Raw genomic sequence first — 17,658 nt, forward strand, 5'->3', positions numbered from 1 at the left:
ACTTCTGCGTTTTTCCTCTAACTCCCTAATTATCAAATCCTGTTGCGTTAATCTGCTGCAATTCGGCGGATATTCCATAGATTTTTCGTAAGTTTGCCTGCAAAACCATAAAAGACATTTACATTCATGCAACGTTACGATTACTTGATAGTAGGCGCCGGATTATTCGGCTCCGTATTTGCCTACAAAGCTACACAAGAAGGAAAGAAATGCCTGGTCATCGACCGCCGACCGCATTTGGGAGGAAACTTATATTGTGAAAACACTGAAGGAATCAATGTACACAAATATGGAGCACATATCTTTCACACCTCGAACAAGCGGGTCTGGGATTTTGTCAACTCAATCGTAGAGTTCAACCGTTATACCAATTCGCCCGTGGCAAACTATAAAGGTAAACTTTATAACCTGCCTTTCAACATGAACACGTTTTACCAGATGTGGGGAGTGACCACACCTGCCGAAGCTCAGGAAAAACTGGAAGAACAACGGGCAGTGGCGGTAGCACGGATGAAAGAACAAGGCATAAGCGAACCGCGCAACCTGGAAGAACAGGCACAACTGCTGATAGGAAAAGACATTTACGAAACACTTATCAAAGGCTATACCGAAAAACAATGGGGACGGAAATGCACCGACCTGCCAGCATTCATCATCAAACGCCTACCGGTGCGCATGGTTTTCGACAACAACTATTTCAACGACAAATACCAAGGCATCCCCATCGGCGGATACAACGTGCTGATAGAACGGCTGCTGAAAGGAACTGACACCCGCCTGGACTGCGATTTCTTCGCCCACAGGCAAGAACTGGAAGCACTGGCAGACAAGATTATATTTACCGGTGCCATCGATGAGTATTACGGATATAGATTCGGCAAACTGGAATACCGCACGGTGCGGTTTGAAACGGAAACGCTGGACACGCCGAATTACCAGGGCAATGCGGTGGTGAACTACACCGAACGGGAAGTGCCCTACACACGCGTCATCGAGCACAAGCATTTCGAAATGTTCGGTGCGGAAGTGTACCAATGTCCTAAGACCGTCGTGTCACGCGAATACAGTTCGGAATGGACCGAGGGAAGCGAACCTTATTATCCGGTGAATGACGAGAAGAACAATGCACTCTACTTGAAATACAAAGAGCTGGCAGACAAGGAAACCAACGTTATCTTCGGCGGACGGCTGGCAGAATATAAATATTACGACATGCACCACATCGTAGAAAAAGCCCTGCTTTTATAAAGAGCCAGTCGTTTCTATACACGGTACAGAATACCTCGAATCAGAAACGCACCATCATTTCCACCACCAGCTTATCCTGTTCCGACTCCAAGGCAAGCGAACGGCCGGCATAAAAATACTTTTCGTAATTTAAGCGGAGGTCTGCCTGAAACGGTTTCCCGAAACTGAACGTCAGACCTCCGGTGATACGCTTGCGTTCATAATCGGTAACCAGGAACTCGCCTTGCCCGTCTAATGTTCCGTCGCTATTATCGCCCATGTAATCGAAGCGGGCAAGGAGAGAAACCTTTTTGAACAGGCTTTTCTTTTTTCGAACAAACCAATCGTAATTTACAAAAGCATTCACCGCCCAAACACTCTTGAACGATGAGTTGACATACTCCTTATACATGGTTTCCACCTCGAAATGCCAGTCATTCCAATTGTAATAAGTTCCTACATCATACATATAAATATTTCGATCTGTAGGACGAATACGCTGTGTACTCAATGTCAGGTTATACCCTTTAAAAGGAGTTAATTCCAACTTTGCCGAATACGAAAGCGCCTTGTGCCAGCCTTTTTGCTCCGTCAGCCCCGAACCGCTGAACAAACCTGCTTCCAGCGAAAAGGGGAACCCTTCTTTACGCACATACTTTAACGTAGCGCCAGCATCACGCAGGCTGCCCATCTGCTTGGCGATAAACGAACGGTTAGCGAAATACTGCAAGTGAGGCGAGCGGTGCGCGTCAATCGTAAACGGCACACGCATCTGCCCGACAGTAACATAAAACCCTTTCAACGGGGCAACCCGTGCGTAAGCATCCAGCATCTTGATTTCTCCTTCATCGCAAAGGTCTATTTCGGCTTTATAGCTCACGATGGGAGTTACATTTCCCGTAACGCTCACCCTTGCGGTACGTACCTGAAAACGCTGTTCTCCGGTAGCGGTCTGGTACTCGTACTTACCTCTCAACGTTCCGTGTACTTCCGGCAAGTAGTCTTTCCAACTCACCTCTTGCGCAGCAGTCCCTATTGCATTAAACGCAACAAGCAATGCAAATATAGCTTTCTTCATAAACCAACTTTATAAAATATATATGAACGTCCTTTAGACCGGATTTGGCTGTAGGGGCGTATCGCATACGCCCTGAAAACGACCGCATGAATCAGTTGACACATTCGGGCATGCGATACCCCCTACAGCCAATTGGGCTAAATGTGGATATTTAGTCATTTATCCCCTCCAGGCTTTACATTCCAAACCAGCAAAGCACAGAGTGTTGACAACAGTGCCGCACCTATCCAGAACCAGTTGATAGCCGTAAAATCATAGACTTCCACGCCATCGGCCACCGCCTTGTTGCCCTCTATCAGAATGCCGCTCATCACGTCCTGAATGCCGGCACCCACGTAGCTGGCTATGCCTACCACGCCAAGTGCCGCTCCCGAGGCGTTGCGAGGCGCAATGTCGACCGCCATCAGCCCGCCCAGAAAACAAAGCAGCACGCCGATGCTGAGACCGAACAATATCATCGCCGTCACGTCCAGCCAATAATGCACGCCGGGAACCAGCAGGAACAGACACAAGGCACAGGTATTCAACAAACCGAATATCAATGCAGGTGCATTACGCTTGCCTTTGAACAAGCGGTCGGACACGAAGCCCGATAAGACCGTGCCCACAATGCCGCACACCGAGCCGATGGAGATAATGAAACTGGCATCCAACGTATCATATCCTTTCTGCGCTTCCAGATAGAACACGCCCCAACTGTTTACGGCATAACGGCTAATATACATAAAGGCGCTTGCCAATGCCAATATCCAAATGGCAGGCATCAGCAGGACCTGTTTCTGTGCCCTGTTATAGTCCGCCGCCTCTGCCTCGGTCAGTTCTTTCTTCTCTTTCGGCTGGCTGACGGGAGGCAGTCCCTTGCTTTGTGGCGTGTCATGGAAAAAGTTCCATACAATTAAAGCTCCCAGCAAGCCCACCAGTCCAGCTCCCCAGAATCCGTAACGCCAACCAAACGCACTCACAATGGAAGCCACGATGATAAAGGTCAACGCCTCGCCAATGTTGTGGCTTGCCGACCAGAATCCGTAGAACGAACCACGTTTTTTGTCATCAAACCAACGCGACAAACCCACCACGCACGAAGCTGCTCCCATCGACTGAAACCATCCACTGATTCCCCAAAGCACAGCAAACAGAATGAACGAATGGGTAAAGCCCAGGCACAGATTCACAAGCGCCGTTACCAGCAGACCTGTCGACATAAAACGCCTGATATTGCTTCTGTCCGCCAAAAATCCGTTGGTAAACTTCCCTATTGCATAGGTGAAGAACAGCACCGATCCGATGATGCCCAGTTCGGTTTCCGAGAAGATACCTTCTTCCACAATGGGTTTCTTCACCACATTCAGGCTCAGGCGGCAGACGTAATACATGCCGTACCCTAACGTGGCAGAAAGGAAAGTGGACCACTGCAGGTGCTTCAGCCTCCGTTCCGATTCAGGCGTCCATCCGTCTCCGCAAGGTTTCGGCTTGGATACTTTATAAAACTCAATTATTGATTTTAAAATCATATCATTTCTTTTTGTTCTAATTCTTTTAATATACAACTCTCCAAATTATCACCCGGCTTATAATGCAAGACGCTCATCCCTAAAGACCGAGCTGTCATGCAATTGGCAAAAGAGTCATCAATGAATAAGGTCTCCCTCACATCTATTCCGGCATCCTCAACGGCTTTATGGAATATAGCCGAATCAGGCTTTGCCGTATGCAACTTATAGGAAAGGTAGATTCCCTTAAAAAAATCATCGGCATTTAATCCTCTATAATCGAAACTTTTCTTGGAAAACGTGTTCCAATGTATAGAATTGGTATTGCTCAAAAGATATAAATTGTATGTATCCTTCAGTATATACAGGAGTCGCAATTTCTCTACAGGAATCCTGCCCAACATTCCATTCCAAACCGATCGACTTCCTCATCCGAAAGAATCACGGAAGCCCTTGCACGTATTTCGTTTCTAAATTCACAATCAGACAGGTTTCCTTTCTCATATTCCAAGAAAAAACCGGCTTTATGGGCACTGCCGACTTCATCATCAGCGAACTGTATCCCGAACGCTTTGCAGGACTTGGCAAAGCGTTCCACAGATACATCTATCAATACATTGCCCCAATCGAATATTAAATTCTTAATCATACCTAACACAATGTTTGGAGACTGAGAAACAGTTTCTGAGAATGGCTTATATTGTCTGCATGGCCTTACGGAACCATGCAGACAATTATAAAAGCTCCATTCAACCTTTATTGATGCAACCCTTTATCCCTCAGATAGTCCAAGAGAAGAGCCGGACGGTCTGTCTGAATAAGCTTGGCTCCCTGATTGATAATCCATCCCCAGCTTTCCTCCGGTTCGCCCAATTCCACCGCACGGTCATCATCGTGTCCTCCACAGAGTTCAGGCCACAAAGAATTGATGAATATCTTAGCCCCACTGTCTTTTACCTTCTTGATGAGACGCAATACTTCGGGCGAATCATTATTGAAAACCAACTCAAAAGCTTTGGGTTTCATATGCTCCAGGTAACCATCGATAAGGGCTTCTGCCCCCTCCTTATGCAAGTTTACCACCGGCATAAAGACCATCTTGTCCAAGACTTCCCCATTTTCGGCCTTCACCTTTTCATACGGATGGTTCGACTTTATCACACACTGGTCTACCGTAGCTGTTTTTTCCAATACGACGTATGCATCCTTAAAGTAATCGTATCCCTTGTCTACGTTCACCATTATCTTACCTTTACAAAGCATCATCACTTCTTCGAAGGTAGGGATTTTGTGACGGGTCTTCTGACCGTGCCCTCCTTTCAAGAAGAATTCCCTCAACTCTGCAAGCGTATAGTCTTCAGGTTTTCCTTTGCCTGTTGTCGTACGGTCAATGGTCTTGTCGTGCATCAAAACCAAATATCCGTCTTTTGTCTTTTTCAAATCTATTTCCACCATATCCACTCCCATGTCTATGCAATTCTGAATAGCCTGTAACGAGTTCTCAGGAGTGTTGCGCCAATCACCACGATGTGAAACCACTAAGATTCCTTCGGACGCTAAATTTTCAGTAACAGATACACTCTTCTTTTCAATGACTGGTTTCTCAGCAATTGAATTATTCTTCTCTTTCGGTCCGCAAGATGACAATGTCAACAAGCAGACACATACCATATATATAAAATACCTCATATTGAAAACCTTTTTAATTTGAACGACGACCGTTTCTCAAACTGTTACCTCCCCGCATTGACCAGCCTTTCATTGCCCCGGTAGCGGTTGTCCGGAATGCGCACAATCTGCCCGGCTGCTGGTTTGTCTCGACATTCACACAAATATAAACCGTACCGTCACTGCCTATTGCCGGCGATGAATAAATCTCATTGCCCAGCTTGACTTCCTTATATACTTGCTTGCCTTCTTCATTCAAGATGTAGAAATAGCCGGCACCGTCTCCGAAACAGATATTTCCGTTATCGGTTATGGCAGGTGTACAACGAATCCTTCCCTGGCTGCGGAATGTCCAAACCATATCTCCGTTCGATTGGCTGTAGCAAGTCATCACGCCGTCACTATCACCGACATACAGACGCCCGCTCAAGTCAAGCGCAATTCCGCTATTGTCGTATTTCGATACACTTGGCGACTGCCATTTGACAATTCCGTCGGCAGCATTTACAGCCATGACGATGCCTCCGTCAGACGTGTTGCCGCACATATAAATCGTTCCGTCTTCGCCCAAAGCCGGTGCAGCCGTACAAGACGCTCCATATTCTATTTCCCAAAGTTTAGAACCATCTGCCTTGGCGAAAGCCAGCATCTTGCCACTGTTGTTGCAGACATATACGGCATCGTCACCGATAACCACCGGAGACTGTATGTCACCGCCGCAATCCGCACTCCACAATTCACTCATCGAAACAGCTGAAAGAGCACATAACTTTTGATTGTCACCTCCATAATATACAGTTCCGTCCATATCCACAGCCGGAGAAGTATATTTCACATTGTCATTCGTATCGTATGTACCCAAAATGGTTGAAGACTCCGCTTTGAACGCATACAAATTATCATCATAACTGCCAATGTAGAACGTTCCGTCATCAGCAACAGCCGGCGTACTTCTTACCACATCACCCGCCTTATAAGTCCATTGTTCTTCGCCGTTATTATTCAGCACCGCAATGTTATAATCACCGCGGCTGTTATTGGCATCGCAACCGAAAATGATGTTCCCTTGATTATCGACTGCCAAAGAAGCATCCTGGAATCCCGTAGTGGTAGCATATTCCCATATCAGTTCCGGTTCCTCATCTGATAACGATTTTTCCTTGACAGCAATGGTCTTATCAAAGGAATTTGCATTCTGCTGCCCCTGATTGTCCCATACAGTCAACACCACCTTGTAATCACCTGGCTCATTGTAGGAAATGGTAGGATTCTCTTCTTCCGATGTTGTTCCGTTTCCGAAATCCCATTGCCAGCGGCTTATCTGCCCGTCTTCGTCAAACGACAGATTGGTAAACGAAATGCTTTGTTCCACTTCCACTGTAGTAGCCGTAGCCTTGAATGCAGCCACCGGCTTAGTATTCACTTTATCATCATCTTGGCAGGCGGTTATCAATACAAACGCCGCTGCCATCCATATTAGTTTTTTCATACGCTGTTAATCTCTTTTTAAGTTGTCAAGATATTTTTTTAACTCGACAGGAAAATCCGTCTGTGCAACAGTTCCTCCCAAACTGACAAACCTGTTTACTTTCTGATAGTTGTCCGTATATGGAGTATCATCGTCATTGACATAGACATTCATGAATCCGGCTATCCCGTTACTATATGCTTTCTCCAAAATATCGTTTTTCCAAGCCTCCGAATTGAATTGAACGATAGCAAGTTTATCAACTAAAGACATAAAGCCGTCTAAGTCATCCATTGTGTAAACAACCGGAAACACATTCACCGTCTTGTCAATGTTCAACAAATTAGACGCATCCTGCAACTCGTAAACAGTAAACATACATTGAGACAGCATACCGCATTGTTTCACTATATTGTAAACGGAACGGTAATCCGAAATCTTCATGTCAATATCCACATATATCTTCCCTCTTGCCGCCATCAGCGCCTCTGCCAATGAAGGTACATGTTCCATTGTCTGTCGACCGTCAAAATACAAATAGTAAGACTTTATCTCTTCGAATGTCAAGTCAGAAACCTTACCTGTTCCATTAGTGGTTTCATCTATCGTGGCGTTGTGCATCAACACAAGCTCATTGTCTTCCGTCATCCGCACATCAATCTCGATGAAATCAATGCCGTTCTGTATAGCCTTCTCGATAGCGGAAACCGAATTTTCCGGAGCTTCCTTCCAATACCCACGGTGTGCACATACCTGATAATGCCTGTCTGTCAAAGATTCAGGAATAGAAAGACGGACTGCCGAATTTATTTCTTCGGCAAAAACCTTTACCAAAGTCTTATATTCTTTCACCTCTCCAGTAGACAAGGTTACTGAAGCCACTACCGTATAATCATCAGGAATACGATAAGCATGTGACGGAGCAAATGCATCAGACGTTTCACCGTCACCGAAATCCCAACAGACAGAAGCTACATCTGATTCCGTCACATTCTGGAGCGTAAATGTCACGCCTTCTCCATAACCGACCTCATTGGCAGAAGCCTCAACCGCTATGGATGCAGATGCCGCACCTCCTTCTATCGAATCGGAGCCACAGGCATAGAAAGACATGACAGATACGAGCATGAAAAACTTAAAAGCCTTTATCATTGCGTTTCTCCTTTATTTGTCCCAATTCGGGTTCTGTTCCAAATTCTCGTTCAACAATAAGTCGCCTGTTGGCAGAGGATACAGATAATCACGCGATTCATCGAATTGTTTTGTATTATCCTTAAAACCGATTAAATTGCCGTGGTCACCTTCCGTAAGCTGAAGCACACCTCCGATTTCCACACTTTGCGCAGCGGTAGTCGAAGGGGCAGTACCCGTGTACAACATCAAATCAGGTGCACCGTCTCCATCCAAGTCAAACTCGCCTAATGACGGGAAATACATACCGATAAAATGAGGTTCCAGCAATTTGCCGGCTTTCCACCTCACGAGGTCATCCCAACGGAAACCTTCCATTACCAACTCAATCCGCCGTTCTCTTCTGATTTCCAATATGATTCCTTGGTTGCTTCCCGATACATTCGGATACAAGGCTGCCAATACCGCATCGGGCGACTGATTAGCGGATGTCATATCTAAATTAGGCATACTGACCCGACTGCGTATCAGCCGGATAGTACGGTCTATATCATCTTGCGTAATAATGCCCAGTTCAGCTTTTGCTTCCGCATAGTTCAACAAGACTTCAGCATAACGGATAAACGCAACATCCTGATACGAAGCTCCGTCACCGTCTTGCGTTTCGTCAGACAAGAACTTACATAGCTGATAACCTGTCATCGTAGCTGCAAAATCAGGAAGCAAGGTCGCTGTTCCGCCTATACGTTGATACCCCAAGGAACGGATTGTCTGCGCCAAACGGCGGTCACGGCTCTGCATTTCATCATAGAATCCCATTGTGGCATATCCTGTCTTGCTTGTAAAAGGCATTCCGTTCAGTTGGAGGTAGGAGTCTACCAAGTCTTTTGTCAGGCCGATGTCACGTTGGGTACGTGATGTCAAGTAATAGTTCACATTATGCATCTGGTTCAAAGTCAACGAATAACGGCGTCCCAAAATCACTTCATCCTCTTTTAATGTAGAAGCGAACAAATCCCGATAGTCCGTATCCGGATTGCCTGTACTATACAAGGTATAGCCTGATTCGTCCATCACTCTTCCTGCAGCTTCGTAAGCTTTCTGTAGCAATGTATCACTTCCTTGTATACCCAACTCTGTATGATATTTACGGAAAGTACCTTCATACAAACAAACACGGGAGAGAAGGGCCAATGCCGTCCAGCGGGTTACCTGATCAGAAGCACGTTCGTCCCCCAACTTGTCTACGGCTATCTCCAAATCCTGTATAATCTTGCTTACAACAAATTCACGGCTATCACGCGCTTTATACAATAAATCGATGTCACCGGTCTGAATAACCGTTTCATACCAAGGCACGTCGCCGAAGCGTTTTACTTTGTCGAAATAGAACCACGCACGGAAGAACCGGGCTACTCCTTCATACTTATCGCGCCCCGCTTCATCGGTACAGCGTTGGTAATTGTCGAAAAACAAGTTTATTTCACGCAGATCTTCCCAATCCCAGCCTCCGCTTCCTGTTTCGGAAGGAAGAATCCGTTCGTGGCTGCGCTGCTCATCCGGTATGCTGGAATACAGCACATTATCCGTCTTCAGGTCTGCATCGATAATGTTACGGATAGAAGGAAGCTGTTCATAAAAACCGTTTGTGTACAGTCTCAGGTCATCTGCCGTCTTAAATGAATTTTCCGGCGAGATTTCCGCAATGGGATAACGGTCCAGAAAGGAATCGTTACAGGAAACCGTCAATATGCTTCCCACAAAAAGGGAAACCAATTTGATTGTACTATATTTCTTTTTCATAACTGATATTCTTTAGAATTTAATGTCAAAACCAAAGGCAAATGTCTTGCTGAAAGGATAAGCATTGCCATTACCCAATTGTTCAGGGTCGACAGTACGGTCTGGATTATTCTTGTACAGCGGAGAGAATGTCAGGATATTCTCGCCGGACACATACATGCGGATGCTTCTGATAATCTTCAGCTTCTGGCAAATCCGTTCGGGCAAGGTATATCCAAGAGTAATGTTTTTCAAACGCACGTATGCTGCATTCTGAAGATATTTATCCGAAACAACTCTTAATTGTGAGCCTTCGTAATCGCCACCTTCATTGGCTGCATAAACAGCCAGACGCGGGAAATAGGCATCCGGATTATCCGGTGTCCACGACATGGATTCGATGCTTTTCGGATAGAAGTTCAGGTACTGTCGGGTGAAAGGTCCCCAGAAATAACCGTTGTCATCGCCCGGCCACCAGTCTTGTTTTAATACACCCTGGAAGAATGCGGAGAAATCGATACCCCGATAATTGAACCCTAAATTGACACCCAAGGAATATCTTGGTGTGGTATTTCCAATCCGACGCAAATCGCCGTGATCGCTCAATGTCTGTTTTCCCGGAGTGATTGAACCGTCTTCATCAATGTCCTTGAACTTCAAGTCGCCCGCTACAGGATGGTTTACCAGATAATAGTTGCGTATGCGCTGGTTCACCAGCAGCTGGTCGGCATGAGTCAGATATTCGTCATCGGTCTGGAAGAAACCTTCAATCGTATATCCCCATACTTCTCCCAGTTCTTTTCCTACATAGAAATCATCAATGTTCCCGCTCGGATTGTCGAACCGGGTAATAACCGTACGGTTATCTGCAAGGTTTACCCCGATATTATATTCGAAAGGAGCATCCCATAAGGTAAAGCGGTCTCTCCAGTTTACCGACAACTCAAAACCTCTGGTACGCAAGTCGGCTGCATTTTCTTGCGGTTCTTCCGTACCGAACACGGCAGGAAGCTCCTTGCCTTGCGTCAACATATCGCGTGTGTCACGCTGATACCAGTCGAACGAAGCCGAAAGACGGTTGTTGAAGAAGGACAGGTCAATACCGGCATTAATGGTTTGGGATTTTTCCCAAGTAAAATTAGAAGAGATAGCATCGGGAGTACTCAAGTAACTCAAGTTTGCCCCATTTACAATATAATTTCCTTGGCTCACTTTCATTTTAGCGATATAATCGTACTCGCCTACATTCTGGTTGCCCAATGTACCGAATGACAAACGCAGTTTCAGATTGTCCATCCACGAACGCAAAGGTTCGAAGAACTTCTCTTCGCTTACTCTCCAAGCTACTGATCCAGAGGGGAATATACCCAGACGATTATCATGAGGAAACTTGGACGACAAATCGAAACGTCCGTTGAACTCAATCAAATACTTCCCTTTATAATCGTAATTGAACCGATAGAAAGCGGCACGGATGGCCCATTCTGCTTTCGAACCCAGCAGCTCGATATTCTCGCCGGTCGCCAAATTAAATGAACCTAAATCTTCCGAGATGGGTCCGCTGCGCATAGCTACCGTACGCTCCCAGTGTCTCCACTCCTGATTAAACCCGACCATCGCTTTCAGGTTATGCTTATCATTGAAGGTATGGTTATAAGTAGCAAATGCATTGATGGCCTGATATTGCGAATGCCAGTGTCTTTCCTTGTACAATTCTGTATTGGGCTTATAGTCGGTCACTCCCTCTCCGCCCGGCTGGTTCGTATGAGGAGTAGATACACGCAACTGGCGTGAGAACGGACTTTCCTTACGGAATGTATAATCAGCGTTCAAGTCCAGTCCTTTAATAGGAGTGTATTGTATACTGAATGTATTCATCAGGTCATATTCCGAATCCGTTCCGTGGCTCTTTCCGTAAGTCAAATCAGCGAAAGTACCGTCGGCAATATCACGCCCCGGTGCATACGGACTGTTTATCATAATGCTTCCGTCAGGATTGTGAGGCAAATACAACGGCGAAGCATGGTAAGTGTATTTCCGCCAGTCTTCATCGTTATTGTTTCCGCTCATATCGCGGGCGTTGGTCACCGGATAATCGTAATCGCTCATATAAATATTGGTAGAGTTGGTGAACTTCAGGTTATCCAGTATCTGAAAATCCACCTTCGAGCGCAACGTGTAGCTTTTCATCTTGTCGGGATTGATGCGGTAGATACCGTCGCGCGAATAGAAGCGTCCCGACAAGTAATAGCGCACGCGGTCGGAGCCTCCGGAGATGTTCAGGTTATGTTCCATCGAAGGCTGGTTGCTGCGGAAAATATAATTCCACCAGTCCGTATTACCGTAATGCACATACCGTTCTACACCATCTATGGTCTTTATCAGCACACTGGGAAGCGACGGGTCTTTCTTACGCGCCTCCATATAAGCATAATCTTCTTCGGTATAGCCTAAATAGGTACTCGTGTTTTCCATCAGGCTCAGCTTATCACTCAACCGTGCCCATTCCAACCCGTCTGTAATGAAATTGTCGGTATTAATGGTCGGATTGCTCCATGCAAAATGATTGGAGTAGTTCACCTGTATCTTCCCTTTCTCGGGATTCTTGGTCGTAACCAATACCACACCAAATGCGGCGCGTGCTCCGTAAATGGCAGCCGAAGAAGCATCCTTCAGAACCGTAACCGAAGCGATGTCCTTCGGGTTGATGTAGTTCATATCCCCTTCTACACCATCAATCAGCACCAGCGGTTCGCCTCCGTTGATAGAACCTTCGCCACGCACATTGAACGAGGCTTTCTTGTTAATCGCACCGTCGCTGAACGACACATTGAAGTTGGGGATAAGTCCTTGCAGGGCAGACCCCGTATTGGCGCTGATGCGGTGCTCTATCTCCTTGGACGAAATCTGCGCTACGGAACCCGACAAGTTCGCCTTCTTCGCCGTACCATATCCTACAACCACCACTTCTTCCAATACTTCGGTATCTTCTTTCAATACAACATTCGCCAACGCTTTGTCTGTAGCCTTGAACGCCAGTGTCTTGTAACCAATGTAAGAAATATCTATCATCGCATCTTGAGGCACATCGGCAATAGAGAAATTACCGTCCATATCGGTAATGGTTCCGTTTGAACTTCCCCTTACCAATACACTGGCACCGATAACGGGAATGCCGGTTTCATCGGTCACCACCCCCGATACAGTAAGGCTTTTGTCGCTTTTAGATGTTTCCTTAACCTGCTTCTTTGAAATAATAATCATCTTGTCCTGTACAATCCACGTTAATTGCGGTCCCAGGATTTTCGACATTACTTCATCCAAAGAAGAGTTCTGGAATGATGCATTCACTTTCCGGTTCACATCCACTTCGTCTGTCTTGTAAACAACAGACAATCCCGTCTGGCTTTCCACCTCTTTCAATACGGTCTTCAGCGGCGTGTCATTGAAGCTCTTGCTCACGGTCTGAGCATTCAATGCCAAAACACCCCAGCCGAATGAAAGGCACAGGAACAGCCTGAGAAAACATTTTCGGTTGTTCATAGTTTAAAATTTTAATGATTAATTGATGTTATATGATAACTCTGATTTTCTTTCTTTACCGAAAAGGGAATAATCTTTTGAAGAGCATCAAACACTTGCTCCAATGTTTCTTCATTACGTAAGGAAACACTAAACGTCTGATGACTCAAGACCTCATCATCTACATAAATCCGGACATCGAAACGGCGGGAAAGCCGCATCATCAATTCCTGGAAAGTTATGTTATCATCTACCAGCTGATTGTTCGTCCAGGCATTCGACTGAGCGGCATTAACCCGCGAATGTTGCAATTCTCCAGTACTCTTTATCAGCTTCATCTCCTCGCCTGGCTGCATATCGACTGATTCGTCCTTATAATTCACTGTTACTTTTCCTTCTATCAATGTAGTAGAAATAAAAGGGTCCTCCTCGTATGCCGACACATTGAATTTAGTACCTTTCACCACGACATCATACCCATGTGTATGGACTGTAAACGGAACACCTCCGTTTTGTTTCACTTCGAAATATCCTTCCCCATCTAGCACGACCACACGGTTTTTCGCATTGAAGCCGGTAGAATACTTCAAGGTAGACCCACTGTTCAACCAGACCGAAGAACCGTCTGCCAAAAGAAGCCTTGTCTTATCGCCCAAGGGAGTCTCATTCACAAAATAAGATACTTCCATTCCGGTATGGACATTGCGGTAAAGTATGGCTACTGATAAGCAAACCAATACCAATACTACAGCAACAAAAGAAAACATACGCCGGAAAGTGAACCGATGTTTCGGAAACATAGGCATTGCGGCCTCATTGGCAAGCATCCGTGTATGAAGACGCTTCCATTGTCTCTCCACATCGGCATTTGTCTGCCCTGAATTCAACCACTCGCGTTCCCATTTCCGAAACAACGTGAAATGACGGGAATTTTCATTGATGAAATCAAACAAAACACTTTCTGCATCCCTCGGAATTTTCCCCTCGAAATACAAAAAAGCCAAGTTACGTATATAAGAAAGTCTATCCATAAAATTCGTTTTCTATAGATAGAACAATCTGAAAGATAATTACCCAACCCCCCCAATGCATTTTTCTCAAAAATTTTTTTTGAATCAGTACATCAGAAATTGTTTTGAATTTATCGTGTACTTATACTATGCGCGGTATGCATTTGTGCATTTTGTTGATGTCACAATTCCTGTATGCTGTCTCCGTTCCGTTCACCGCGCATTACTAAACTGTACTTTGTCAGACTCAGATGATTTAAAAGGTTGTCGTTATTATCTTCTTCTCCCAGCGCAGATAACTTCGTCTGGTATAAGATTAATAATCTTCCGCTTGTAAGATTAATAATCTTGCAGCCTGAAGATTAATAATCTTACAGCGGATGGACTTATTGCTTTCTTAAAAACAGGCTCTACTTGAAAAGCAAAAAAGACATAATAATAAGGTAGTGACTGTAAGACGTGTTGTCCTTCAAATAATCAGAAATAACCTTAAGAGACTTGGAGATATGCTTCTCTACCGCTGTTGTAGATATGCCCAACATTTCAGCTATCTCCCGATTTTTCAACCCTTTAAAACGGCTAAGCAAAAATATTTCCCGAGAACGGGGAGACAATTGTGACAAGGCTTTATCTATCTGAACTTTCAAGTCTTCATATAATATAGGCTCGTCGGCACTCAACATCAGGTCGGCAGAATATAATCTTTCTTCGCCATCCAATATGTTCAGATAGTCAATAGAAACATGATGCACCAACGCTGTATGTTTCAGATAATTCAAACAAGCATTACGAACCATTAGGAAAAGCAGAGAACCTAGAGATACCGCAGACAACATTTGCCTTCTCTCCCAGAAAGTCATAAAACATTCTTGAAGAATATCTTCCGCAGTCTCTTCGTCACGCACAAACCGTATAGCATATCCTAGCAATCTCGGATAAAACCGCTTGAACAGATATTCAAAAGCTGCATGATCACTTTGCTTTAAGTCACTCAGCAAATCTTCTTCTGTAGAAAAACGATAGATATTCGGTTGATTCAGTTGTACTACCATATTATATTTCCTAATTTATACAAATTCGTATGTCACAAAGTTAAAGAATTAGTTTCATTCCTTGTCTAAATTTCTACAAATATTTCTCCATAATCCCGCAAAATTGCTATCATCCATCATTTTTGTTAAAATTCTGTTTCACTCAGAAAGTATTTTGAATTTGTCATGTAATGATTGGAAATGAGTGTCCGAGACATTTTTGCTTTTGCGATATGACAAACCCTATAACCCGGTAACGAAAAAACAAGCAAAAGACTCTCCACTTTCCGAAAAAATAGTATCTTTGTCACAAGATCAAGGTATCTTTATTTTTCACAAAAAGCAAACTATAATCTATGGCATCGTCTATACTGATAGTGGAAGATGATTTGGTTTTTTCAACCATGATGAAAACATGGCTGACGAAAAAGGGATTCGAAGTAGACACGGCAAGTACCAATGCACGGGCACGGAAGCTGCTTGCCGAACACAGGTATGACCTGATTCTGTCCGACCTGAGACTACCCGACCAAGACGGCATCCACCTGCTGGCATGGCTGCGGAACCGGTCTTGCCATACCCCCCTCATCATCATGACCAGCTATGCGGAAATACAAAGTGCCGTAGAGGCCATGAAGCAAGGAGCAAGCGACTACATCGCCAAACCCGTACAACCCGACGAACTGCTGAAGAAAATAAAAGAAGCTGTCGAAAATGCGGAAGCGCCTGCCGCCCCGGGAAGTGAAAAAACGGCTCCACCTGTCACACAAAACTTCCTGGAAGGGGAAAGCGAAGCGGCACACCAACTGTTCAACTATGTACGCCTGGTAGCTCCCACGCAAATGTCGGTGCTGATAAACGGCGCAAGCGGAACGGGCAAAGAATACGTGGCACACCGCATCCACGAACTGAGCAAACGTAACGGCAAACCGTTTATCGCCATTGATTGCGGCTCAATCCCCAAAGACCTGGCAGCATCAGAGTTTTTCGGACACGTAAAAGGCTCATTTACAGGAGCACTGACCGACAAGGTGGGTGCTTTCGAAGAAGCAAACGGAGGCACACTCTTTCTGGACGAAATAGGAAACCTGAGCTACGAAGTACAAATACAGTTGCTGCGTGCTTTGCAAGAACGGCGCATCCGCCGCATCGGTTCGACCAAAGAAATCGAAGTGGACGTACGCCTTATCTGTGCCACCAACGAAAACCTGAAAGAGGGCATTGCCAAAGGGACTTTCCGCGAAGACCTGTACCACCGCATCAACGAGTTTACCCTACGCATGCCCGACCTGAAAGAACGCCGGGAAGACATCCTGCTCTTTGCCAATTTCTTCCTCGACCAGGCAAACCGCGAACTGGAACGCAACCTGACCGGATTTGACGCGGCGGCAAGCGAAGCACTCCAACGCTATCCGTGGCCAGGCAACCTGCGCCAGCTGAAAAACGTAGTAAAACGTGCCACACTGCTGGCACAAGGCAACTTCATCACTCCACTGGAACTGGGGGAAGACATACTGAATCCGCCGGCAGAAACCAACGACACACCATTCAGCCTGCACAATGGGGAACAGGAAAAACAGCGCATCCTGCACGCCCTGCAACGTACCGGAAACAACAAAAGCAAGGCGGCACAACTGCTGGGCATAGACCGGAAAACGTTATACAACAAAATGAAACTGTATAACATGATGAATAATGAATGAACTTGAAGCCCGCATATGTGTGGAATAATTCCACAATATTGTGACAGATTTCCACACATTCCCCACATCCCTCTTCAAGCCAAATCCGGGCACAAGGCTCATTATCAGCACCCTGGGAAAGTCCAACGGACCTGGCACGGCATTTGCCCTACATTGGGTGTAAGAGAGAATTGAAACAAGAAAAAATTAAAGGAAACTGGACTAAACAAAGGCTAAACTATTACCCAACCCCATAAATAAAACAAGTCAAAAATTAGTATTTCAACATACTATCTTTTGATAAAATGAAGATGCCTATGTGTTAATAAGGAAAGAGGATGCTGTGAAGCATCCTCTTTTTGCTTTCTTGTGTAGCCTGCGTCCGATGATAGCTCCAGACTTTCCTTTCCACCATGCCTTATACCGACAATACCGATTACGAAGGGTATTACCAACAGGTGCTTTACATCATCTTCACCTTGACGGGATATTATGTAGACGTAGAAGCGCACACCTCGAAAGAACGGATAGACGTGGTAATGCGCACCGCACATATAAATTATTCCTGC

13 protein-coding genes and 1 pseudogene are annotated in these 17,658 nt (G+C 45.3%); 3 read left to right on the plus strand and 11 right to left on the minus strand.

The window, feature by feature from the left end:
* Positions 1-126: 126 nt before the first annotated feature.
* Positions 127-1,248: a UDP-galactopyranose mutase gene (gene glf / locus H9625_RS09445; protein WP_191764051.1), complete on the plus strand. Its 1,122-nt coding sequence runs from the start codon at positions 127-129 to the stop codon at positions 1,246-1,248.
* A gap of 40 nt (positions 1,249-1,288) precedes the next feature.
* Here glf and H9625_RS09450 read toward each other — a convergent pair whose 3' ends face one another.
* The 11 genes from H9625_RS09450 to H9625_RS09500 form a co-directional block, all read right to left on the minus strand.
* Complete coding sequence (locus H9625_RS09450; RefSeq protein ID WP_191764053.1) at positions 1,289-2,305, minus strand: porin; 1,017 nt, start codon at positions 2,303-2,305, stop codon at positions 1,289-1,291.
* Positions 2,306-2,460: 155 nt separating this feature from the next.
* The gene (locus tag H9625_RS09455) at positions 2,461-3,813 is read right to left on the minus strand and encodes an MFS transporter (protein WP_191764086.1); all 1,353 of its coding nucleotides are present in this window, start codon (positions 3,811-3,813) and stop codon (positions 2,461-2,463) included.
* Positions 3,813-4,199, minus strand: coding sequence for an HAD-IA family hydrolase (locus H9625_RS18045; protein ID WP_225226392.1), 387 nt, complete (start codon positions 4,197-4,199; stop codon positions 3,813-3,815). Before H9625_RS18045 ends, H9625_RS09455 begins: the two co-directional genes overlap by 1 nt.
* A complete protein-coding gene (locus H9625_RS09465) occupies positions 4,178-4,444 on the minus strand; it encodes an HAD family hydrolase (protein ID WP_191764064.1) in 267 nt (88 codons plus the stop codon). The genes H9625_RS18045 and H9625_RS09465 overlap by 22 nt, the downstream gene beginning before the upstream one ends.
* Before the next feature lie 107 nt (positions 4,445-4,551).
* On the minus strand, positions 4,552-5,484 hold the full coding sequence (locus tag H9625_RS09470; protein ID WP_022041049.1) for a glycerophosphodiester phosphodiesterase family protein: 933 nt from the start codon (positions 5,482-5,484) through the stop codon (positions 4,552-4,554).
* A 13-nt stretch (positions 5,485-5,497) separates the two neighbouring features.
* A complete protein-coding gene (locus H9625_RS09475; protein ID WP_191764066.1) occupies positions 5,498-6,952 on the minus strand; it encodes an outer membrane protein assembly factor BamB family protein in 1,455 nt (484 codons plus the stop codon).
* Between the two features lie 6 nt (positions 6,953-6,958).
* On the minus strand, positions 6,959-8,083 hold the full coding sequence (locus tag H9625_RS09480) for a glycerophosphodiester phosphodiesterase family protein (protein WP_087207410.1): 1,125 nt from the start codon (positions 8,081-8,083) through the stop codon (positions 6,959-6,961).
* A 12-nt stretch (positions 8,084-8,095) separates the two neighbouring features.
* Entirely contained in the window at positions 8,096-9,865 is a 1,770-nt protein-coding gene (locus H9625_RS09485; RefSeq protein ID WP_191764068.1) for a RagB/SusD family nutrient uptake outer membrane protein, read from the minus strand.
* Between the two features lie 12 nt (positions 9,866-9,877).
* The gene (locus H9625_RS09490) at positions 9,878-13,387 is read right to left on the minus strand and encodes a TonB-dependent receptor (protein ID WP_191764070.1); all 3,510 of its coding nucleotides are present in this window, start codon (positions 13,385-13,387) and stop codon (positions 9,878-9,880) included.
* Positions 13,388-13,398: 11 nt separating this feature from the next.
* On the minus strand, positions 13,399-14,397 hold the full coding sequence (locus H9625_RS09495; protein ID WP_087247159.1) for a FecR family protein: 999 nt from the start codon (positions 14,395-14,397) through the stop codon (positions 13,399-13,401).
* 389 nt (positions 14,398-14,786) lie between these two features.
* Positions 14,787-15,401 (minus strand): RNA polymerase sigma-70 factor, encoded by a 615-nt coding sequence (locus H9625_RS09500; RefSeq protein ID WP_087207452.1) that lies wholly within the window; start codon positions 15,399-15,401, stop codon positions 14,787-14,789.
* 362 nt (positions 15,402-15,763) lie between these two features.
* Here H9625_RS09500 and H9625_RS09505 point away from each other — a divergent pair, with 362 nt between their 5' ends.
* Both H9625_RS09505 and H9625_RS18115 read left to right on the plus strand, forming a co-directional pair.
* On the plus strand, positions 15,764-17,110 hold the full coding sequence (locus tag H9625_RS09505; protein ID WP_191764072.1) for a sigma-54-dependent transcriptional regulator: 1,347 nt from the start codon (positions 15,764-15,766) through the stop codon (positions 17,108-17,110).
* Between the two features lie 371 nt (positions 17,111-17,481).
* A pseudogene (locus tag H9625_RS18115) lies at positions 17,482-17,652 on the plus strand (PD-(D/E)XK nuclease domain-containing protein); the annotation flags it as partial.
* Positions 17,653-17,658 lie beyond the last annotated feature (6 nt).

The sequence above is a fragment of the Phocaeicola intestinalis genome, from assembly GCF_014837065.1.
In the GTDB taxonomy this organism is placed as follows: Bacteria; Bacteroidota; Bacteroidia; order Bacteroidales; family Bacteroidaceae; genus Phocaeicola; species Phocaeicola intestinalis.